Source organism: Alteromonas sp. Cnat3-28 (assembly GCF_022348265.1).
Classification (GTDB): domain Bacteria; phylum Pseudomonadota; class Gammaproteobacteria; order Enterobacterales; family Alteromonadaceae; genus Alteromonas; species Alteromonas macleodii.
On record NZ_JAKREY010000008.1, the window covers coordinates 109,807 to 131,997 of the forward strand.

17 protein-coding genes are annotated in these 22,191 nt (G+C 44.5%); 10 read left to right on the top strand and 7 right to left on the bottom strand.

What is annotated here, in order from left to right; genetic code table 11:
* Positions 1-229 precede the first annotated feature (229 nt).
* Both sbcB and MHM87_RS10250 read left to right on the top strand, forming a co-directional pair.
* Positions 230-1,660, top strand: a complete 1,431-nt coding sequence (sbcB, locus tag MHM87_RS10245) for an exodeoxyribonuclease I (RefSeq protein WP_061485649.1) — start codon at positions 230-232, stop codon at positions 1,658-1,660.
* A gap of 127 nt (positions 1,661-1,787) precedes the next feature.
* Entirely contained in the window at positions 1,788-3,443 is a 1,656-nt protein-coding gene (locus tag MHM87_RS10250; protein WP_239258914.1) for a FapA family protein, read from the top strand.
* A 19-nt stretch (positions 3,444-3,462) separates the two neighbouring features.
* Here MHM87_RS10250 and MHM87_RS10255 read toward each other — a convergent pair whose 3' ends face one another.
* The 4 genes from MHM87_RS10255 to MHM87_RS10270 all read right to left on the bottom strand — a co-directional run bounded on the left by MHM87_RS10255 (position 3,463) and on the right by MHM87_RS10270 (position 8,650).
* Complete coding sequence (locus MHM87_RS10255; protein WP_343213322.1) at positions 3,463-4,866, bottom strand: transporter substrate-binding domain-containing protein; 1,404 nt, start codon at positions 4,864-4,866, stop codon at positions 3,463-3,465.
* Between the two features lie 132 nt (positions 4,867-4,998).
* The gene (gene kynU, locus MHM87_RS10260; protein WP_239258919.1) at positions 4,999-6,234 is read right to left on the bottom strand and encodes a kynureninase; all 1,236 of its coding nucleotides are present in this window, start codon (positions 6,232-6,234) and stop codon (positions 4,999-5,001) included.
* Entirely contained in the window at positions 6,224-7,366 is a 1,143-nt protein-coding gene (locus MHM87_RS10265) for an alpha/beta hydrolase (RefSeq protein WP_239258921.1), read from the bottom strand. The genes kynU and MHM87_RS10265 overlap by 11 nt, the downstream gene beginning before the upstream one ends.
* 108 nt (positions 7,367-7,474) lie before the next feature.
* Positions 7,475-8,650, bottom strand: coding sequence for an acetyl-CoA C-acyltransferase (locus MHM87_RS10270; protein WP_014949162.1), 1,176 nt, complete (start codon positions 8,648-8,650; stop codon positions 7,475-7,477).
* Between the two features lie 352 nt (positions 8,651-9,002).
* Here MHM87_RS10270 and MHM87_RS10275 point away from each other — a divergent pair, with 352 nt between their 5' ends.
* From MHM87_RS10275 to MHM87_RS10305, 7 genes are all read left to right on the top strand, one after another.
* Positions 9,003-9,410 carry a MerR family DNA-binding transcriptional regulator gene (locus tag MHM87_RS10275; protein WP_014949161.1) on the top strand — a complete coding sequence of 136 codons (408 nt, stop codon included), beginning with the start codon at positions 9,003-9,005 and terminating at the stop codon, positions 9,408-9,410.
* Positions 9,407-10,576, top strand: coding sequence for an isovaleryl-CoA dehydrogenase (locus tag MHM87_RS10280; protein ID WP_239258923.1), 1,170 nt, complete (start codon positions 9,407-9,409; stop codon positions 10,574-10,576). Before MHM87_RS10275 ends, MHM87_RS10280 begins: the two co-directional genes overlap by 4 nt.
* A gap of 257 nt (positions 10,577-10,833) precedes the next feature.
* Positions 10,834-12,441 carry a carboxyl transferase domain-containing protein gene (locus tag MHM87_RS10285; protein WP_239258925.1) on the top strand — a complete coding sequence of 536 codons (1,608 nt, stop codon included), beginning with the start codon at positions 10,834-10,836 and terminating at the stop codon, positions 12,439-12,441.
* Between the two features lie 11 nt (positions 12,442-12,452).
* Positions 12,453-13,253, top strand: a complete 801-nt coding sequence (locus tag MHM87_RS10290; protein ID WP_239258927.1) for an enoyl-CoA hydratase/isomerase family protein — start codon at positions 12,453-12,455, stop codon at positions 13,251-13,253.
* Positions 13,243-15,261: an acetyl/propionyl/methylcrotonyl-CoA carboxylase subunit alpha gene (locus tag MHM87_RS10295; RefSeq protein ID WP_239258929.1), complete on the top strand. Its 2,019-nt coding sequence runs from the start codon at positions 13,243-13,245 to the stop codon at positions 15,259-15,261. Before MHM87_RS10290 ends, MHM87_RS10295 begins: the two co-directional genes overlap by 11 nt.
* Before the next feature lie 4 nt (positions 15,262-15,265).
* Positions 15,266-16,162 carry a hydroxymethylglutaryl-CoA lyase gene (locus MHM87_RS10300; RefSeq protein ID WP_275443503.1) on the top strand — a complete coding sequence of 299 codons (897 nt, stop codon included), beginning with the start codon at positions 15,266-15,268 and terminating at the stop codon, positions 16,160-16,162.
* 605 nt (positions 16,163-16,767) lie between these two features.
* Positions 16,768-17,454: a hypothetical protein gene (locus MHM87_RS10305; protein ID WP_231514273.1), complete on the top strand. Its 687-nt coding sequence runs from the start codon at positions 16,768-16,770 to the stop codon at positions 17,452-17,454.
* A gap of 6 nt (positions 17,455-17,460) precedes the next feature.
* Here MHM87_RS10305 and MHM87_RS10310 read toward each other — a convergent pair whose 3' ends face one another.
* Together MHM87_RS10310 and MHM87_RS10315 are read right to left on the bottom strand one after the other, a co-directional pair.
* Positions 17,461-18,615, bottom strand: a complete 1,155-nt coding sequence (locus MHM87_RS10310; RefSeq protein WP_239258933.1) for an MFS transporter — start codon at positions 18,613-18,615, stop codon at positions 17,461-17,463.
* Positions 18,616-18,691: 76 nt separating this feature from the next.
* A complete protein-coding gene (locus MHM87_RS10315) occupies positions 18,692-19,225 on the bottom strand; it encodes an SRPBCC family protein (protein WP_014976267.1) in 534 nt (177 codons plus the stop codon).
* A gap of 764 nt (positions 19,226-19,989) precedes the next feature.
* Here MHM87_RS10315 and glgC point away from each other — a divergent pair.
* A complete protein-coding gene (gene glgC, locus MHM87_RS10320; protein ID WP_239258935.1) occupies positions 19,990-21,276 on the top strand; it encodes a glucose-1-phosphate adenylyltransferase in 1,287 nt (428 codons plus the stop codon).
* A 69-nt stretch (positions 21,277-21,345) separates the two neighbouring features.
* Here glgC and MHM87_RS10325 read toward each other — a convergent pair whose 3' ends face one another.
* The gene (locus tag MHM87_RS10325; RefSeq protein ID WP_239258937.1) at positions 21,346-22,158 is read right to left on the bottom strand and encodes an alpha/beta hydrolase; all 813 of its coding nucleotides are present in this window, start codon (positions 22,156-22,158) and stop codon (positions 21,346-21,348) included.
* Positions 22,159-22,191: the final 33 nt, after the last annotated feature.

Sequence of the window (22,191 nt, forward strand, 5' to 3'; positions counted from 1 at the left end):
CGTATAAATTTTGATAACTTAAAGCTAGTCATCATTTTGTTAATGCGCAAGTTTCGCGCGATACATCAAAACGCAAAATACTCAAAAAAAGACAATGATTAACGCGTTTTTTTAGGTCTTGCCGATGGCGAACAAGTAAATCACTGTTCATATTAACGCCAGCATTTGGTATTCAATTTCTCGCGGTGTACACTGCCATCAATATTTCTCTAACATCGCAATAGTGGTTATGCACGCACCTACATTTTTGTGGCACGATTTTGAAACCTTTGGCACCAGCCCACAAAAAGATCTCCCCTGCCAATTCGCTGCAGTAAGAACTGATATGGATTTAAATGTGATTGGTAAACCCATAAATATCATGAGCGCCATTGCGAATGATTATTTACCACATCCAGAAGCGTGTTTGGTGACCGGCATAACACCGCAGCAAACCATTCGCGACGGTTCTAACGAAGCTGACTTCGCCGCGCGAATTTATCAGGAAATGTCGACGCCAAATACCTGTAGTGTGGGCTTTAACAGTATCCGATTCGACGATGAAGTTTCCCGCTACCTGTTTTATAGAAACTTTTACGACCCATATTCACGTGAATGGCGAAATGGCAATAGCCGTTGGGATATAATCGATTTAGCGCGAGCGTGCTATGCGCTGAGACCCGATGGTATTAATTGGCCACGCCGAGAAGATGGTGCACCAAGCTTTAAACTTGAGGCGTTAACTGCAGCTAATAATATTGGCCACGAAAACGCTCACGATGCTTTGAGTGACGTCTACGCCACAATAGCCCTTGCTAAACTGATAAAAGAAAAGCAGCCTCGCCTTTTCGATTATGCGCTGTCGTTACGCAGTAAACACACGGTTATGCAGCAAATTGATCTCACTAAACCATCGGTATTGCTTCATATCTCGTCTAAACTCCCAGCCTCTCAAGGCTGTTGCACTTGGGTTATGCCTGTGGCAAAGCACCCAACCAACAACAATGCATTTATCGCTATTGATTTATCGCATGACATTGACAGTTTAGTGAATGACACACCAGAAGAGATTAGACAGGCGCTTTATGCCCCGGCAGATACATTTGACGATGCGTTAGAAAGACCAGGGCTTAAGCTCATTCACGTCAACCGCTCGCCGTTTATTACCACAGCCAAAGCAATGACAGAAGACAATGCCGCACGACTAGGACTGGATCGCGAGCGCTGCTTAGACAATTACAAAGTACTTGCCAGTATGCCCGAACTCGCCACTAAAATCGTAGATGTCTATGATGACGACATTCAAAGTGGTGAACTGGATATAGATCACGCGCTATATAGTGGTGGGTTTCTTAATGACGAAGACAGAAGGTGGTGTGAGCGTGTAATTGAAGCACAGCCCGATGATTTAGCCACTCTGAGTGAAAAAACACAGCACGAAGGGCTCAGAAAGCAGCTATTTCGATACCGCGCTAGAAATTATCCTAATACGCTGACCGCAGATGAAATGACCAGGTGGCAGCATCATCGCCAAGCTCGCCTGACTGATTCAGCTTTTCACGGCTCAATCACATTAGAAAACTATATGATGCGGTTGGAATCACTGGCGCATGAACACAGCGACAATCCTGAGAAGCAGGCCATTTTACGCGCACTTTACCAATATGCCGAAAACCTTTGACGAGCGTTTTAGAACGCCTTAAATTAGTAGATGAAAAAAATAGTCAGGCCGAGAACAAGTCAACGTCAAGTAATCGATAGATGCCGCCGATAAAAAGAATACACGTGCGCAAGGGAATAAAGAAGTTATGAATGGCGTAACAATAAGCTTCGACAAATCAAGAACCTACATTAACTTACAGTTAAATCCTTCTGATTTCACGTCAGAAGTTGATAGTAGGGAAATAAGAAAGCAATTAGAGAGCGGAGAAACTAAGCGGCTGTATGTTTCTGAAAAAGCGTTAAAGTCGGCCTGTGATACGGCTAATCATTATTTTAAGACGGGTGATAGCACTGTTGTTCAGGAACGTGTTGGCGAGCGCAAAAATGCTGAAATTGAATTTCGCATTTCCGAGGATGGGATGCAGGCGAACCTTGTGCTGACCACACCCTATGGCGGTAAACTTCCCTCATTAAGTACCGTTAAATCTCTAGCAGTAAAAAACAGAATCATTCGTGGCTTAAGCACCAAAACCATTGAATCTATGCTTACCCAAGCAAGGCAGTCTCCTCCAGGCACAGTATTAGAACAAATTGTCGCGAAGGGCCTACCAGCTAGAAATGGCAAAAACTCAAAGTTTATTCCCCTGGTACCAAACGCACTTGAAAGGGTGTTAAAACCCCAGACGGGTGATGGCGAGCGCGTGGACATGCGTAATTTAGGCGAAGTAATTTGCGTTAAAGTGAACACGCCTGTGCTGAGAAGAACCGAGCCAACTCAGGGCCGTTCTGGCTTCGATATCAAAGGGAATAAAATTCCAGCCGTTGCGGGCGAATGGGTTAACTTTAAAATGGGCAGCGGCACCGTGGTGTCCGACAGCGACGCCAATTTATTAATGTCTGCAATTTCTGGTATGCCGAAATACCGAGACCAGATAATGAACATTGACGATACCTTCATTTGTAGCGGCGTGAACGTTGGCTCTGGGCACGTGAATTACGAAGGTGCAGTATTGGTAAACGGCGATGTTACAGAGAAAATGCAAATCAAGGCCGCTGGAGATGTAACCATTAACGGCTTTGTGGAGTCGGCGTATATCGAGTCTGGCGGCGATATCATCATTACCGAAGGCGCGATGGGTAAAGTTAACGATACCCAAGGTGAATTCCAATGCCAATTAGTCGCAGCCGGCAGTATCCACGTTCAACACGGTCAAGGCATTGATATTCAATGTAGCGGTAATATTACCGTTGGTCGTCAGTTGGCGTATAGTCGCCTGCGTTGCGGCGGCGCAGTCATAGTTGGACAAATTGATAAGCCCATGGGAAATCTATTTGCTTGTGACATTATCAGCCAAGATCGCGTTGAAGCTGGCACTTTAGGCGCTGTATCTGGCAGTACGTTGAAAGTTGATTTTAGCCCAGGCTTTAACCAATTGTTAGAGCGCAAAGACTCTTTAGATGAATTGTTGAAGCAAATTCGCGAAAACAATCTTAAACACAAAGAAAAGATTAACCTTATTCAAGGTAAGAAAGTACCTAAAGAGCTTCAACGTAAAGTAGCTGAAGCGTTAGAGCTTTTTAACAATGAGAGCGCATTGCTGGAGTGGCTTGAAAACAAAGCCAACGACGTCAAAGCAGCAAAAGAAGACTACCAATCAGATATAAAACTTATCGCAAACAAACGTCTTTATCCCGGGGTCTCGGCGAAGCTTAATAACCGTAACTGGCGTTCTGAGCGAGAATACGACAGGGCGCAAATTCGTTACGATTCGCACCAATGGCACTACGACCCTTTAATTTGACCTAACTAGTTCACTGAAGTTACTGTGCCACAGTTACGTTGCCATACCCTTGGCGCTTTGACTGGTACAGTGCCTTCATGGTGCGTTCAAACCACTCTGTGAATTCCTCAGACTCCCTGAGCTCAGATAAACCCATGGCCGTTTTAAAGCTCTCGACAAGCGAGTGATGGGTAGAAATGCAGTCTAACAATCTGTCTGCAAGATTTTTAGCTGCGTTTAACTCGGTTTGAGGGCACAAGATAATAAACTGTTCACCGCTAAAACGCGAAACAACATCGACTTCTCGAACGGTATTTAGACAATTCGTTGCCACGGCTTTTAGCGCCTCTTCTTTAGCCGAGGGCTCAATTGAATCTCTGTCATCGCTTACAGGGGTTAGTTCGATAACAATTAACGAAGCCGTAGTGTGAAATCGATGGAAACGTGAGATTTCTTCTTCCGCTCGCTGGATCATATGATTGCGGTTATATAGCCCCGTTACCGTGTCGTGAGCAGACAAGAAAGCAAGGGTCTTGTTCTTTTCTAACAAGGTTGCTTGTAACGCACCTATTTCCTCGTTTTTCTGGTTAATAATACGCTTGTAGCCGCTAACGTTTCTATTTCTAAAAGTAAAAAGCAAGAAAACTAAAATGACAATTGCGGTGCTCAAAACCATAACGACATAGTTACGACTATAGCGAACTTGGACATTATTCCACTGCTTATAAATTTCTACCTTTCGCGTTTCTGGAATACGCTCAATGGCAAAGTTAAGCTTGTCCACCAGGTGGCCATAGGTTTTGTTCACACCAAAAGCTAATGAGTCGAAGGGCTCGGCGTAACCAACAATATTGAGGTCTTTTAGCTTCAAATTATTGATGTGCATATTCACGCTCATTAATGAGCCCACCATTACATCAAACTCATCATTCGCCAGTTGCTTTAGCCCCTCTTCTTCAGACGGAATAAGCTTTAAACGTAACCTTGGATAATGACGTGAAATATATTCAACTTGGCGATAACCCTGAACAATCCCTACTACTCGATTTCCCACTCCAGCATAGCCTTGGATCATTGGCATACCAGACTTAGCCACAAGCACATTGGGCGCTTCAAAATACGGCACGCTAAAGTCGAGGAACTGCTTTCGATAGTCTGAAGTATTTAGCATGGGGATAACTTGGCATTTCCCCTGCTGAACGTACTCTAGGCTCTGTTGCCAGCTCTCAGTGGGCACTAGGGTAAACGTTAATTCAGATAGTTCAGCAATCAGTTGCATATACTGAGCAGAAACCCCCACATGGATACCGTTTCTGATTGCTTCGTAAGGCGCCCAGTTAGGATCTATACAGTACGTTACATTATTAGATTGTTCAGATGCCGCCTTTTGACCAGCTTCTGCTTGTAGGAGCGCGCTATAACAATTCGCTCCTACAAACAACATGGTACAAAGCAGATATTTTTTTATTTTTTTCAACTGCACACCCAAAACATGTGAAGATATCGATGACAACCGCGAAGTATTAAGCGTAAATTCAAAAATTGCAATTATTTAGCTGATAATCTCGCTTTTCAGCTAGGTAACGCTCTGTCTTTGCTGAAACTCATCGATTTCATAGCGCTTTTCATTCATAATTTTGGTAAGGCTTGCCACCGCTTTTTCAATATCGACGAAGCTTAAATACAGTGGCGCAAAACCTATTCGCAGAATATTTGGTGCACGGAAATCTGCAATCACCCCCTCAGCGATCCACGCTTGGCAAATGGCGTAAGCGTGGTCGTGCGCGAAAGCAAGCTGACTACCTCGGTTATCAATGCTGGGGCTTACAATAGAAAACTTGTCCAGAAGGCCTGCGCGCTTGGCTTCAGCGATGAAAAATGCCTGTAGCTTTTTGGATTTTTCATCAATAGCTTTAAGTGATACATCTTCAAATACGTCTAATGCCGCATCTAAAATGCTCATTCCAACAATTCCTGGCGTACCGCACAAGTTTTGCTTCACGGAATTGTCGCCAGCGTAATCAGGAGAAAATGAGAAAGGCGAGCTGTGTCCCATCCAACCAGACAAAGGTTGTTGATACTGTGCTTGATGTCGTTTAGCGACATAGATAAACGCTGGCGCACCAGGGCCGCCATTTAGATATTTGTAGGTACAGCCGACTGCAAAGTCCACATTACATGCGTCTAGGCTGACAGGAAATGCTCCAGCACTGTGCGCTAAATCCCACAAAGTTAAAATGCCCTTTTGGTGGGCTTGCTCGGTAATGATTTGCATATCGAGTTTATTGCCACTTCTGAAATTTACCTGTGTCAGCATCAGTACGGCAATATCATCAGTTAGCTGCGACCCAATGCATGCTTCGTCAACATAGCGAATACTGTAATCGCTGCCGAGTAAGTCAAGCAGGCCTTGCACCATGTATATGTCGGTAGGAAAATTATCGCGGGTAGTCGCTATTACCTTGCGACTTGGGTGCATTTTTAACGCCGCGCTTAATACTTTAAACAGATTGATAGAAATGGAGTCACAACAAATAACTTGGCCACTTTTAGCGCCAATCAGGCCGCCAATCTTATCACCCACTATTTGAGGTAGATGGATCCACTGATGCTTGTTCCAGCTTGTAATGAGCCCCTTTCCCCACTGTTCATTGACAACTTCGTCAGCTCGCTGTTTCGCAGCCTTAGGAAGAGGTCCTAGCGAATTCCCGTCTAAATAGACCGTATTAGCGGGAAGCGAAAACGCCTGCGCCTTGTCACGGAGTGGATCTTTAATATCAAGTTGTTCAGCTGAAAAAACCTTATTCATCATGTTCACTAATAACCTCAAGTAAAGCATCAAAGGATGTTGATTCAGGGTGAAGCCAATCGAAATGGCCACCATTTTTAATTATTTTTTGGTTGGTTCCAGATAATACAGCGTGGCGCGCTGGCACTATACTATCAGCATCGCCTTGGAGTAGTGTAATTGGCAAACTGCCATGGGTTGGGCGTGGTGTCGCCCTTTGATATGCGGTTGGAACATCTTCAGGCGTTCCATTCATGAATTTCGCTGTAGCCGACTGGCAGCTGTTATGTCCCATGGCATAGGACTGGATGTCCGTAATTGCCGCTAACCCGATAATCCGTTTTATGTTTGCGCGCGATAAGTTCAAGGATGACGAAGAAAGGCGTTGCGCAGCAAGCAAAGCTAAGTGCCCACCAGCAGAATGCCCCGCAATGTAAATGTTAGTGTAGCGCCCTTCGTTCTCTATTCGTTTTAAGGCTGTACTTATTGCTTGTGTCACGTCGTCTAAACTACCGGGCCAGCCACCGCCTTCATCACCTACACGCCGATACTCTGTTACGTAGACACCCATCCCAAGCTCTGCTAAAGCATGATACATCCCTTTCGCATGTTCGTAACCGTAGGCATTAAGCCAACACCCACCGTGAATAAATATTAACGCTTTATCAGCATACATTGCGTTCGCAGACAAACGTCCGTGCCAAGTATAAATCGTTTGTAATGGGTCATCGCCGTAGCTGAATTGTTCATCAGCTTCGCTTGTTAGCAAGACACCCAACGCTGAATAAGGCACCTGGCTTATTTTCTTGGGGTAGATAGCTGACGATTCACTGTTGGCATGGGCACTGTTGGCATGGGTGTCATCCGAAGTCTTTTTTTCTTCGTTAGTGTGGGTGTCTTCCGAAACAGCGTCGTCAGAAACATCAACGATTGATTGGGTCTCGTGAAGCGGAGACAGAGTTAAGTCATCGTGGGTGTCTTCATTACTCGATAAAGAACGTGATTCCTCGTAGTGAGTGCCATTGTTACCGTGGGTGTCTGCGTAAGTCGAGTTTACTGAAAACGATGAGTCAGCTTGGACTTTCGCAACAAGCGTTAAAGTGGATAGCGCAACCGCAAGGGTTATAGAATTGATAACGTAAGTCACTGTCTTCATGCTTTTGTATCTTTCTTTATATTGAACCACAGAGCGAAATCAATGTGATTAGGCTCCGTGATTAAATATTTTACATATTAGCTATCTATAGTGGCTTAGAGCAGTGGCTTAGAGCATTTCAACGGCAAGCGCTACACCCTCACCACCACCAATACATAAAGATGCGATACCTTTGCGACCACCGCGTTGCTTAAGCGCGTGAAGTAGTGTTACCAAAATGCGTGCACCAGAGGCTCCAATTGGGTGACCCAACGCACAAGCGCCGCCTTTTACGTTTACTTTACTTTCATCTAGTCCAAGCTTCTTGACAGCCAACATGGTTACCATGGCAAATGCTTCGTTAATTTCGAAAAGATCGACTTCTTCTTTCGTCCAACCTGCTTTATCCAGCACTTTTTCCATAGCGCCAACAGGCGCAACGGTGAAGTTTTCAGGTTCAATAGAATTTGTAGCGTGAGCAACCACGCGCGCAAGCGGTGCTAGACCAAGTTCATTTGCTTTGCTTTCGCTCATTACAACCAGTGCCGCTGCACCGTCAGAGATTGAGCTTGAGTTAGCAGCCGTGACTGTACCGTCTTTTTTGAAAGCTGGTCTTAGTGTTGGAATTTTTTCTGGGCGAGCGGAACCTGGGCCTTCATCGGTATCAACAACAGTATCGCCCTTACGAGAAGAGACTGTCACGGGTACTATTTCATCGACGAAAGTTCCGCTGTTTATTGCTTCATGTGCCTTGGAAAGCGAGCTTAGAGCAAACTCATCCATTTCACCGCGAGAAATATTTTCTTCATCAGCAGTATCCTGTGCGAAGCAGCCCATTGCTTTGCCGTCATAGGCATTTTCCAGACCGTCTAACATCATATGATCAAGTACTTGACCATGACCCATACGATATCCCGTTCTAGCCTTAGGCAACATATATGGCGCATTACTCATGCTTTCCATTCCGCCCGCCACGACTGCTGTCGCGCTGCCCGCTTTAATTAAATCGTGCGCCATCATTACCGCTTTTAAGCCCGACCCGCATACTTTGTTGATAGTTGTGACACCCGCACTTAGCGGAAGCCCAGCACCCAGCGACGCCTGACGCGCGGGTGATTGACCAAGCCCTGCAGGTAACACACACCCCATAATGACTTCGTCTATGACAGAGACATCCATCTCTTCACAGGCTGCTTTAATCGCAACTTCTCCAAGTTTGGTCGCAGCAAGCGAAGACAAATTACCGTTGAAACCACCCATTGGTGTGCGCTTAGCCGCGACAATAACTACTGATTCGTTACTCATAACCGTGCCCTTAAAATTCATATAAATTATAGAGTTAAGTGAAGAAAGCTACGTAGATGTATACAAAAGTAAACACCCCTAACAGCTACAACGTCTTGCCTTCACCATGAAAAATTGACGTTAGCAAAATGTTACTTTACCTTAACGTAAAATGTAATTAACGTTAACGTAAACCTGTACTAAGTATGTGTCAACCAAACACTACGTTTTAATATAGCGGTATATAAAACCATCTACCTTAAAACGATAGTGCTATTGCAATGACACCCAACCTACTACAGAGAATTTAATTACAAAGACACCCACGTCAAAACAAGGGTGTTAAACAGCGCTGAAATACAAGGTACGTGTAATGAGCAAGTACGACGACGAAACAACATATGCAATAGGCGAACTCGCTCGAGAGTTTGACATTACTCCTCGTTCAATTCGTTTTTACGAAGAACAAGGCCTAATGTCACCGTCAAGAACGGGACAAAATCGCGTTTATCTGAACAAAGATAGAGTGCGCTTAAAGCTGATCTTGCGAGGGAAACGACTAGGATTTTCCCTTGCTGAAGTCAAAACACTGTTCGACATGTACGACACCAACCCCAATTCGGCTATTCAGTTAGAAGCCATGCTTGAAATGACTGAACAGAAAAGAGCGGTGCTTAAACAGCAGCTAGAAGACATCCAGATGTTAATGACTGAACTGGATGATGTTGAAGCACGTTGCCGTGAAGAACTCGCAGAACTCAAACGAGGAAATATCGCATGAACACCTCCTACCCTACTTTAAATTTTGGACTTGGCGAAGACATCGAGATGTTACGTGATCAGGTCTATCAATTTGCACAAAATGAGATTGCTCCTCTTGCTGAACAAGCAGACGCAGACAACCAATTCCCAAACCAATTGTGGACAAAACTTGGCGGTATGGGCCTATTGGGCGTTACAGTTTCAGAGCAATATGGTGGCTCTGATATGGGCTACCTTGCGCATACTATCGCAATGGAAGAAGTTAGCCGCGCGTCAGGTGGTATCGGTTTGAGCTATGGCGCACATTCGAATCTTTGTGTTAACCAGATTTTTAAAAACGGTAACGATGCCCAGCGTGAAAAGTACCTGCCTAAGTTAGTAAGCGGTGAACACATTGGTGCACTGGCAATGAGCGAGCCCAATGCAGGTTCGGACGTTGTTAGTATGAAGTTGAAAGCTGAAAAACGCGGCGACAAATACATCCTTAACGGCAACAAGATGTGGATCACAAACGGTCCTGATGCACATACATTTGTTATCTACGCTAAGACCGACCCTAACGCAGGGCCAAGAGGGATCACAGCGTTTATCGTAGAGCGCGATTTCCCTGGCTTTAGCCGCGCACAGAAACTCGACAAACTAGGTATGCGCTCTTCTAATACCTGTGAATTAGTTTTCGAAGATTGCGAAGTACCAGCTGAGAACATTCTTGGCAAAGAAGGCGAAGGTGTTCGCGTACTTATGAGCGGCCTAGATTACGAGCGCCTTGTTTTATCAGGTGGCCCGCTAGGCATTATGCAATCGTGCATGGATATCGTAGTACCTTACATTCACGACCGTCAGCAGTTTGGCCAATCAATTGGTCAATTCCAGCTAGTACAAGGCAAAGTAGCTGACATGTACACGCAAATGAATGCCGCACGCGCGTATGTCTACACCGTTGCACAGTCATGCGATCGCGGTGAAACAACGCGAAAAGATGCTGCTGGCGCTATCCTTTATTCAGCGGAACTAGCAACCAAAATGGCATTAGATGCTATTCAACTACTTGGTGGTAATGGCTACATCAACGAATATCCGACAGGTCGCCTATTACGTGATGCCAAGCTTTATGAAATTGGCGCGGGAACGTCTGAAATTCGCCGAATGCTTATAGGCCGCGAGCTATTTAACGAATCGAAGTAATACGGAGTTCTGGGTGGAAACAAACTTCGTTTGAAACAGGGAAAGCTTAGGCATTCCCTGTGTCATAGAAATTAGGAAGACACCCACCCTACTCTATTTAAAGTAGATTTAGAAAAGCTGAACTTTATTAATAGGCTAATGAATTGCAAAGACACCCAGCGCAGCGAAAGCGCTTAGCATGGGTGTCTTGCTAATCATCTTGCTAACTAGTGGCTAACGCGACAGCCGGTCGCATAGGCCCAACACAAGGAGGGGTTATGCCCGTTCTTCGCTCAAGTATAAATACTAAATCCGAAACATTTATCGCAAATGCTGAACACATGCAGGCTCAGGTAAATGATCTCCTCGAAAAAATCGAACAAATTTGCCAAGGTGGCGGTGAAAAAGCGGCGGAGCGCCACGTGTCTCGAGGGAAACTTCTACCTCGCGACCGAATCAACGCACTGATTGACCTAGACACGCCCTTTCTGGAAATAGGCCAAATGGCTGCATGGGAAGTCTATGAAGACTATGTACCTTGTGCTGGGGTAGTTGCCGGTATAGGTATTGTTGCTGGCATCGAGTGTATGATTGTAGCTAATGATGCCACTGTAAAAGGCGGGACGTACTACCCTCTTACTGTGAAAAAGCACCTTCGCGCTCAGACGATCGCAGAGCAAAATAACCTACCTTGTATTTACTTAGTGGATTCAGGTGGCGCTAACTTACCTCGCCAAGATGATGTATTCCCAGATAGAGAGCACTTTGGTCGCATCTTTTTTAATCAAGCGAATATGTCTGCTAAGAATATTCCTCAAATTGCGGTAGTAATGGGTTCCTGTACAGCTGGTGGTGCTTATGTTCCCGCCATGGCTGATGAAAGCATTATCGTTAAAGAACAAGCGACTATTTTTCTGGGCGGCCCACCGCTTGTTAAAGCTGCAACAGGTGAAGTGGTTACCGCAGAAGAGCTTGGCGGTGGTGACGTTCATACTCGAATTTCGGGCGTTGCCGACCATCTCGCCAACAACGACCACCACGCGCTCTCATTAGCGCGTAATGCTGTCTCCAGACTAAACCGAAAGAAGCCAGAATGCCTGGACGTGGCCGAGGTAAAACCTCCACGCTACGACACCAAAGAAATATACGGCATTGTGCCTGCTGATAGTCGTCAGACTTACGATGTAAGAGAAATCATTGCGCGTGTTGTGGATGACTCAGACTTTGATGAGTTCAAACCGCTTTACGGCACAACCTTGGTTTGTGGTTTTGCACGCATTTTCGGTTTCCCTGTAGGCATTGTGGCTAACAACGGCATACTTTTCGGTGAAAGCGCGCTTAAAGGTGCTCATTTTGTCGAACTATGCGCCATGCGAAAAATCCCTCTCGTGTTTTTGCAAAACATCACAGGCTTTATGGTCGGTAAGCAATACGAGCATGGCGGTATCGCAAAACACGGCGCAAAAATGGTAACCGCCGTTGCATGTGCGAATGTGCCAAAGCTCACAGTGCTTATCGGCGGAAGTTTCGGTGCAGGTAACTACGGCATGTGCGGCAGAGCCTATGACCCACGCTTCCTTTTCATGTGGCCAAACGCTCGAATCTCTGTAATGGGTGGTGAACAAGCTGCTGGCGTTCTCGCTCAGGTTAAGCGCGACCAAAAAGAGCGCTCAGGCGAATCATGGTCTGCAGAAGAAGAAAAGGCATTTAAACAACCTGTTATCGATACGTACGAAAAACAAGGACATCCATACTATGCGTCTGCAAGGCTTTGGGATGATGGCGTTATTGACCCAGCGGACACGCGATTAGTGCTTGGTCTATCGCTTTCAGCGGCGCTTAACAAGCCTATCGAAGACACCCAATTTGGCATATTTAGAATGTAGGAGTGCAGGTAATGGAACAATCAGTGATTTACAGCGTAGATGAAAGAAACATTGCCACTGTTACTTTAAACAGAGCTGAAAAACATAATGCCTTTGACGACGAAATGATAAACGAGCTTACTCGCGTTTTTAAAAAAGCGGGGGAAGACGCAAACGTTCGCGCGCTAATTTTACGAGCGGAAGGCAAAAGTTTCAGTGCAGGGGCCGATCTTAACTGGATGAAAAAAATGGCCAGTTATACCGAAGCGCAAAATGAAAGTGATGCACTTGCATTAGCAACCATGCTGCAGACGCTTTATAAAATGCCGAAGCCCACGATAGCAAGAGTACAAGGCGCAGCTTTTGGCGGTGCTGTTGGTTTAATTGCATGTTGCGATATTGCTATTGGAAGCAAGCTCAGTAAATTTTGCTTAAGTGAAGTTAAAATTGGCCTTATTCCAGCAACTATCAGCCCTTACGTTGTTGAAGCAATGGGCGCACGAGTATGCCGACGCTACTTCCAGACCGCTGAAGTATTTTCTGCGCGCAGAGCGAGACGACTTGGACTTTTGAGCGAATCAGTAACAGAAGACGAACTCGATAGCACTATCGACAATATTTTATCAAACATACTGAAAAACGGCCCCCAAGCAGTGGCGAAAGCAAAAGACTTAGTGCAATGGGTGTCTACGCAAGAGATTAACGATGCGCTTCTCACAAAGACGAGCAAACTTATCGCACAAGTTAGGACATCTGAAGAAGGTCAAGAAGGTCTGTCAGCCTTTTTAGAAAAGCGCAGTGCTTCATGGGTGGAGGTTAAGAATGATAAATAAATTACTAATTGCAAACCGTGGTGAAATTGCATGCCGCGTTATAAAGACAGCCAACACTCAAGGTATAAAGACGGTAGCCGTTTACTCTGACGCCGACAAAAATGCCCTTCATGTACAAATGGCTGATGAAGCTGTTTATCTAGGGCCATCTCCGTCGAAGGAAAGTTATTTACGAGGCGAGTTGATAATTGAAAAAGCAAAGGAGCTTAGTGTAGACGCTATCCACCCAGGCTACGGCTTTCTCTCAGAAAATGCTGAGTTTGCGAATCTATGCGCCAAAAACAATATTATCTTTGTAGGCCCACCAGCATCTGCAATTGAAGCGATGGGCTCTAAATCAGCCGCTAAACACATTATGGAAAAAGCAGGTGTTCCTTTAGTCCCAGGCTATCACGGCGACGATCAAAGTGAAGCGGTATTGAAAGGCGCTGCCGATGATATGGGCTACCCAGTCCTATTAAAAGCCGCTGCTGGCGGTGGCGGTAAAGGTATGCGCCAAGTTTGGAGTGAAAAAGAGTTTTCTCAAGCATTAAACGCAGCCAAACGTGAATCTATGGCGAGCTTTGGTGACGACCACATGCTGGTTGAAAAGTACCTGACGCGCCCTCGCCATGTTGAAATTCAAGTTTTCTGTGACACTCATGGCAACGGCGTATACCTTTTTGAACGTGATTGTTCAGTTCAACGCCGACACCAAAAGATTATTGAAGAAGCCCCTGCCCCCAACATGTCTCAGTCAGTGAGAGAAAAAATGGGTGAAGCGGCGATACTCGCGGCGAAAGCCATTAACTACGTAGGTGCGGGAACGGTTGAGTTTTTACTTGATGAAGACGATTCATTTTACTTCATGGAAATGAATACACGCTTGCAAGTAGAGCATCCTGTGACAGAAATGATCACCCGTGAGGACTTGGTTCACTGGCAATTAACTATTGCCGAAGGAAAGCCCCTTCCCAAACAACAAAATGAACTCACCTTAACAGGACACGCATTCGAAGCGCGCATTTATGCTGAAGATCCAAACAACGAGTTTTTGCCTTCTACCGGCACGCTGTGCCTTTTACGTACGCCAAAAGAAAACGACGTAGTTCGCGTTGACACAGGTGTTGTTGAGGGTGATGAGGTAAGCGTTTTTTACGACCCTATGATTGCCAAGCTTGTGGTTTGGGGAGAGAACCGTGAGATAGCGCTCAAACGCCTAGTTAGTGCATTGGGTGACTACTATATTGACGGTGTAAGCACAAACATCGACTTCTTAAAGCGTGTCGCTACACACCCTGCGTTCGTTGCCGCTGAGCTCACAACTACGTTTGTGGAGAAACACCATGATTCGTTGTTTAGCGCGACAAGTAATGCTGCAGCTAGCGATGACACCCAAGTAAACATTCCTGTGATGGCATTGCTTTCACTTTTAAATAGAAAAGTTTCTAGAAGCGATAAAACCCCATCTGTGTGGTCAACCGCCGGTGCGTGGCGCGCTAACGCAAATCATACAGAAACTCTCACCTTGCTTTGCAACCAAGAAGAAGTGCATGTTGGAGTCAAACACCAGCGGCACGGAACTGAAGATGCTTGGGAGCTAACTGTTGGAGACAATTCCTATGACGTTACAGGCAAGCTGGTAGATAGTGCTTTGCATGCAACAATTAATGGGTACAAATCAACATTTACGTATTCAGATAATGATGGCGTGTTTACACTCTTCAACAAAGACACCCATGCTAGGTTCACCCTAATCTCAGCATCTCTTGGTGATGATAACGATGATAATGGCGACGCTAATTTCAGTGCCCCGATGAACGGAACCATAGTGGCGCATTTGGTCGAAAAGGGTGTATTGGTCAAAAAAGGGGAGCCTATACTAGTTATGGAAGCGATGAAAATGGAGCACAGCATCATTGCCCCGCACGATGGTGCAGTGGAAGAATTCTTTTTCAATCCCGGTGAACTAGTTGACGGTGGCGCAACACTGTTGGCGTTCTCCACTAAAGAAGCTGCCGAGGTTTGATGTGATGTTTCCTAAAGAAGTGAGTATTGTTGAAGTAGGTCCTCGAGATGGCCTTCAGAATGAAAAGCAGGCCTTAAGCGCCGAACAAAAGATTGAACTTATTCAACTTCTTTCTAAAACTGGCCTTAACCGTATCGAAGCAGGAAGCTTTGTATCGCCCAAATGGGTGCCCCAAATGGCAAACTCGGATGCGGTTTTTAAGGCGCTTAGCCCCGAAGACAAGATTCATTATTCTGCATTGACACCTAACCTTAAAGGCTTGGAAGCAGCCATTGAAGCGGGTGCGAAAGAGGTTGCAGTATTCGGTGCTGCCTCTGAATCCTTTTCACAAAAGAACATTAACTGCTCTATAAGCGAAAGCTTAAAGCGGTTCGAGGCAGTGTTTGACCTGGCAAGCGAAAACAAAATCAAAGTGAGGGGCTACGTTTCATGCGTAATGGGGTGTCCTTATGAAGGCGAAATTTCACCTAGTGCCGTTACACAGGTGAGTAAGGAACTTATTGACATGGGGTGTTACGAAGTATCCCTCGGCGATACTATCGGCGTAGGCACACCAATGTCTACAAGATTGCTATTAGATGACGTATTGAAAGAGATTAATGTCAGCAAAGTTGCCGCCCATTTCCATGATACTTATGGACAAGCGCTAGTGAATTTATACACTGCCCTTGGATACGGCATCTCTTCCATTGATTCAGCTGTTGCAGGACTTGGAGGCTGCCCGTATGCCAAAGGTGCAAGTGGGAATGTTGCAACTGAAGACGTTCTATATATGTTGAACGGTATGGGTATATCAACAGGTATTGACATGGCGAAATTGTTAGTAGCGTCTTCTTACATTTCAGAACTTTTAGGCCGCTCTCCCGTGTCGAAAGCAGCTAATGCGCTTCTAGCGAAATAAAAAACTGATGGGGGATGCGGTAATACGCTCCCTCTAAGAAAGACACCCACCCTAATTGTGAAGTTTCACTTAAAATCACCGCTTATGTAATGGGTGTCTTTATAAGTTTATCGGCACAAACTCATAAATACATTCTTTCACGCTCAGCAAGTTAGCTTTGCATTGGATGTCTCTTCAAATATTCATTACTTTTCAGCGAAAAGTCTTACGTTGGGTGTCTCTTCTAGAACAAAACAAGTCCATCGGTCAGGTCACAACTGAATATTCACAATGCTAAGGTCACACAATGACTAATTACCTTGCATTTATCTAACATGGCTCAAAGCAGAAAATCCCTCATTAGTTTAAAAGATACACCCTACTATCATTGTATATCTCGCTGCGTGCGCCGTAGCTACCTCTGCGGGTACGACCGAAACAATAGAGTTAGTTACGAGCATCGAAAATCGTGGGTAGAACAACGGCTGTTATTTTTGAGCCGGGTATTCGCGATAGATATTTGTGCTTACGCTGTTATGAGTAACCATGTCCATATCGTTTTATGCGTGAATAAAGAGGCAGCGCTCTCATGGTCATTACAAACTGTGTTACATCAATGGCATAAAATGCACAAAGGAACCGTACTTACTCAAAAGTTTATGAAGGGCGAGATCTTGAGCGAAAGTGAGTATGAGACAGTTAAAAGTACTGCTGATGTGTATAGAAAAAGGCTCTACGACATAAGCTGGTTCATGAGAAATTTAAACGAGTATATTGCGAGAAAAGCAAACGAAGAGGACGATTGTACTGGCAGATTTTGGGAAGGTCGCTTCCGTTCACAAGCATTGCTAACAGAAAAAGCTCTACTTTCATGTATGGCATATGTTGACTTAAACCCTATACGCGCAAAGGTCGCAACGGGCTTACAAGACTCATATCACACAAGCATTAATAAAAGATTGAACACGAGTATTTCACAAAACAAGACAATAAAAGGGTTAATGCCATTAAAGAGCCACCAACGATGTAGAAACACTCGCGGCTTAGATTTCACATTGAATGACTATTGCGATCTTCTTAACCAGTCAATCCAACTGTTGCGCAACACCGATTCGATAGCCGCTCAAACGAGACCCATTCAACATGTAAAACCTCTTGGTGTATGCCAACATCATTGGCATCACATTATCAGTGATTTCGAAAACGTGTTTTCAGTCGCGGCAGGAGACGGTTCATCTATGCGGAAGTTCCAAGCAAATACTAAAAGAAAACGAATGGCCAAAATATCTTCGGCAGCGATATGCTTTGACTAAACCATTCTACTTCTCGTCAGGTAAGATAACAGTAGTGATAATTGCCAGTAACAGCATACCAGCCATAATATAAACCACTGAAAAGGTTAAAACAGGGGTTAATGCAGCGTAAAGTGCACCGAATGCTAATAAAATCATACCTATAGCCGTGTTTGAGAAGCCAACCAGCTCTGTTCTTTCATGGCCTTCTTTAACATCTAAACTATATGTTTTACGTCCGGTTCTTACGCCAGCATGGGATACCGATAACAAGAAAAACAACAGTGCAGAGGTTACAATCGTCGTCGTTTGCAATGTAAGCAAACCAATGCATGAAATTATTGTGAGTAACCCTGAAATTTGAAGTGTTAACTTTGCGCTTTTGTCTGCAATCTTTCCCCAAATTATTGATGATAGAAGAGCAGCAGTTGCTTCGGCTCCTATATAAATAGGAAGCAGCTCTTTTACATCTCCATTTTTTTCTATCATGAAATAAGGCGCAACCAAGGCTGAGTGAACGAAAAGCCCTCTTACCAAAATGAATTTGTAAACCGTGGCGTCGAAGTCAATACTAAACGCTTTCTCCTCTTTATCACCCACATCTACCGTCGTTTTAACAGGCCATACACATATAAGGGTCAAAACAAATGATAAAAGACTTCCGCACAAGACTATCAGCAGTACGTTCGAAGAAAGAGAGCCGTCGTAAATTGCCAAAGGTATAGCGATAACAAGGGTCACCATGCCTGAAACGGTAGATGCAATTCCGATTAGATTACCCCGCTCTCCTTTCTTAGCTACGTCAGCCTCCATATCTTTCACGGTAAGAGAACAGGCAGAGCGACCCAGGCTCAAGAAGACAAGGGAAATAAGTATCAAGGTACCCGCCAAGCCCCCTGAAAATAAAATGACCGCGAGCAGCATACAGAAAACTGAAAGCGTTTGTGTGAGCATACCGACACGCCAAACCAAGTGCCGCTGAGTATGTTTTCGAAGATAAATGCTAATAAGTACTTGAGGCAGAAGCGCGCCCGACTCTCTAATTGGAACCAGCCAGCCTATCATCCAAACTGGTGCGCCGATGCTAATAAGAAGTGCGGTCAAGGTTGTTTTAGCAGAGATCAGTAGGTCGGCTAGTTTATTAAGCGAAAGGCCTGTAATAAGTAATTTTTTTTGTTTCATGGAAGGTAAGCATGCACCGCAATTCGATTGAACATATACGGTGCACTTATCCAGTCAGATCAGAAAGTTATATGCCCTACCCAGCGTTTTCAGCGAGTATTTTAAGATTTTCTAGGCCCATTTCGAAATCCGGACCAATCATGCTGTCCATCATCAAAGCAAAATATTTGTTTATAGGGTTATTGTCTACCGAGCCTTCATCTCTCCAGGTTACAAGAGAACCATTTTCTGTGGGCTCAATTTCTACGACGCCCGATGAACCCATGTCAAAATCGGGAAAATATAATCGGTACATCACACGTCTGTTATGCTCTAGTTGCGTAATCTCCATTTCTCCATTTCCCTCGGTTTCACTTAACCACTCGGAACGCATCCCAATAGCCCTATCAGGCCCTGAATAATCAAGTTTCATATCAGGATCACGCTTGAACCATACGCCCCATTTCTTCCACTCTTTCAAATCAACGACATAGGGATATATTTCTGATGGCTGAGCATCAATATTAATTGTTCTTTCAACGCTGTAATCTTTAGGAATAAAAAAGCTTGTTGCGACAAATAATACGATAACAACACCTACGACCATTAAGAGTTTTTTTAACGCTCCCATCTGAGACTCCATAAAAGAATTGACTCTTCAAATATAACATTTAATTAACATTTGTCACTTAAAGATCTTTCTTGCTCATTTTACTGTTAGATAGACACCCATCCCGTCATGTTTAACGCAGTTGAAAGCAAATTTATACTCAACATAACTATTATGAGCCTTCTCTTTCGCGTTACCGAGAAAGGACACTCAGCAATAAAACCTTATGATGCGTGAAGTAACCACTTCGCTTATCGAGCAAAGTGTAGACTAACTTTCTACAGTTTAAAAATAGCTGTCTACACAGTGACTTGCTTTAATCAAAGGTCATCTCTGCATGCTCGTGATGAAATTGAGTTGCGTGTCTCGCTAACTTTTTTATCGTCAAATTTACTAAGTAACTAACTCATAGTAGCGATGGGTGTCATGCTAATACTTTAATTCAAGAAGCCTATTCCAGCTTAAGAATAAAAGATAAGGGTGGGTGTCTTTGTAAGAGCAACGGTTGAATGCCATTGGATGAGATTAAGGGAATTAGGGTGGGTGTCTCTGTAAGGGCGAGAGCCCCCCAACCTACAATTTTTTAAAAACATTTACCATTTCATCACAAAGCATGAAAATCGCGCTGTCATTCTAAATTATCTTGTGTAATATGGATTTAGGTTATCAAGAAAGCCTGTTCAATCAGGCCTATCATGCATAGCGCAGTCAATCGCAACACTTCGTTTTCTTTTTATATTTCTATCGATACACAGTTGTCGCTTTATTACAGGAGTTTATAGGAAATGGCAGATCAAAGTTCTCGTTACATCAGTAACCTTACTCGCGATACATATGCGCTCATCCTCGCGGGTGGTAAAGGTTCTAGACTACACGAGCTCACTAATTGGCGAGCCAAACCGGCACTTTATTTCGGCGGTAAATTTAGAATTATCGATTTCCCGCTATCAAATTGTGTTAATTCAGGTATCCGTCGAATAGGCGTGGTTACCCAATACAAGTCGCATTCTCTTATTCGTCACTTGGTTCGCGGTTGGGGTCATTTCAAAAAAGAACTTGGCGAATCTGTAGAAATCCTACCCGCTTCTCAACGTTTCTCCGACAGTTGGTATGAAGGAACCGCAGACGCGGTCTTCCAAAACATAGATATCATTCGTGATGAGCTTCCAAAATATGTCATGATCCTTTCAGGCGACCACATCTACCGCATGGACTACGGTGATATGTTGGCCAAGCACAAAGAGTCTGGTGCCAAAATGACGGTTTCATGTATGTCGGTGCCCTTGGAAGAAGCCGCGGGTGCGTTTGGCGTTATGTCGGTTGATGAAAACTATCGTATTAACGGATTTGAAGAGAAGCCAGCTAACCCGACTCCACTTCCTAATGACCCAACGCGCTGCTTAGCATCTATGGGCAATTACGTGTTTGATACAGAGTTTTTATTCGAGCAATTACGTGTTGATGCTGAAAATATGGGCTCGCAACGAGACTTCGGTAAAGACATAATTCCATCAATCATCGCCGACCACCCTGTATACGCCTATCCTTTTGAGAAAAGTGGCGAAGACAACGCCTACTGGCGCGATGTAGGTACTATCGACTCATTTTGGGAAGCCAATATGGAAATGGTTGCTCCTGTACCTCAGTTGAACCTATACGATAGAAAATGGCCCATATGGACATACCAAGAACAACTTCCACCAGCAAAATTTGTTTGGGAAGACCACGACAGACGTGGTGAAGCGATTAACTCCGTAGTTTCTGGGGGTTGTATAATTTCAGGCTCTACACTTCGTTCATCTATTTGCTTTTCCAATGTACGCGTACATTCCTATGGCCTTATTGAAGACGCCGTTATTCTTCCTGATGTGGAAATTAAACGCCATTGCAAGCTGAAAAAGGTGATTATCGATCGAGGTTGTGTCATTCCTGAAGGAACTACAATTGGTTACGATCACGAGCAAGACAAGGCTCGTGGATTCCGCGTATCTGAAAAAGGCGTGGTACTGGTGACGCGAGAAATGTTAGGTCAGCCCGTGGGTGGACTAAGCAAGCCTAGAAAGCACGACTAACTCATTTATCCTAATGTTATGGCGAGATTGATTTTGGCGTTAAAACGCTTAAATCAATCTCCGTAATATTTAATTCGCCTCATTACTCCACTGCGTTAATGTACGCTCAATAAAGCTCGCTACCTGCTCAGGGTGTTCTAGTGGAAACATGTGGCCACCATCGAGCACGCTATGCTCAATAGCATTATGCTTCAGAAGCCGCGAGTACATTTCGGGCTTACACACGTTACTTTTGCTTCCTGTCGCCAATACGGCCGGACACTTAAGCTTTCCTTTATATTTACCCAAATTGTGCGGAACATTGCGAAACAAATCTGCTTCTACTTCTGCACGAAATGTGAGTGAAATATTGTCACCCTTCAAGGCTGTTACAGATTTTACATAATCGCGCACGCATCGTTTATCCATGTCCCTAAACAATGCTTTGCTGTGAAAGTACGCCACCATATCAGTATTGCTTGGCCAGCTGGTCTTGCGTGTTTGCGCGAGTTTTGCTGGCGTTAGCTTGTTAATTAACGGCGTGTGTTTCGCGAATTTAAAAAAGTAACTTAACGGGCCAACAACAAGTGGCGGATCGAATAAAATAATGCCTCTAAACAGCTCTGGCGCCTCGCATGCCGCCATGTAGGTAATTACAGCACCAAATGAATGCCCAATACCATACACGCCTCGCGGATCCTTGTTCTCTTTTTTTATATGCTTGATGAGTTCTTGAACTTGATTGCGCCAGTTACCATTCACAGGAAGCTGAGGATCGTGTCCGAAGCGCTCAACATGAAGACGGTGAAAGTGATCAGGTAACGCTGAAAACATCGCATTATAACTACCTGCCGGAAATCCATTTGCATGGGCAAAATGAAAACTCAACTCTGACGATGTCACCAATACACTCCTTTATACTCAAACAACAAAGGG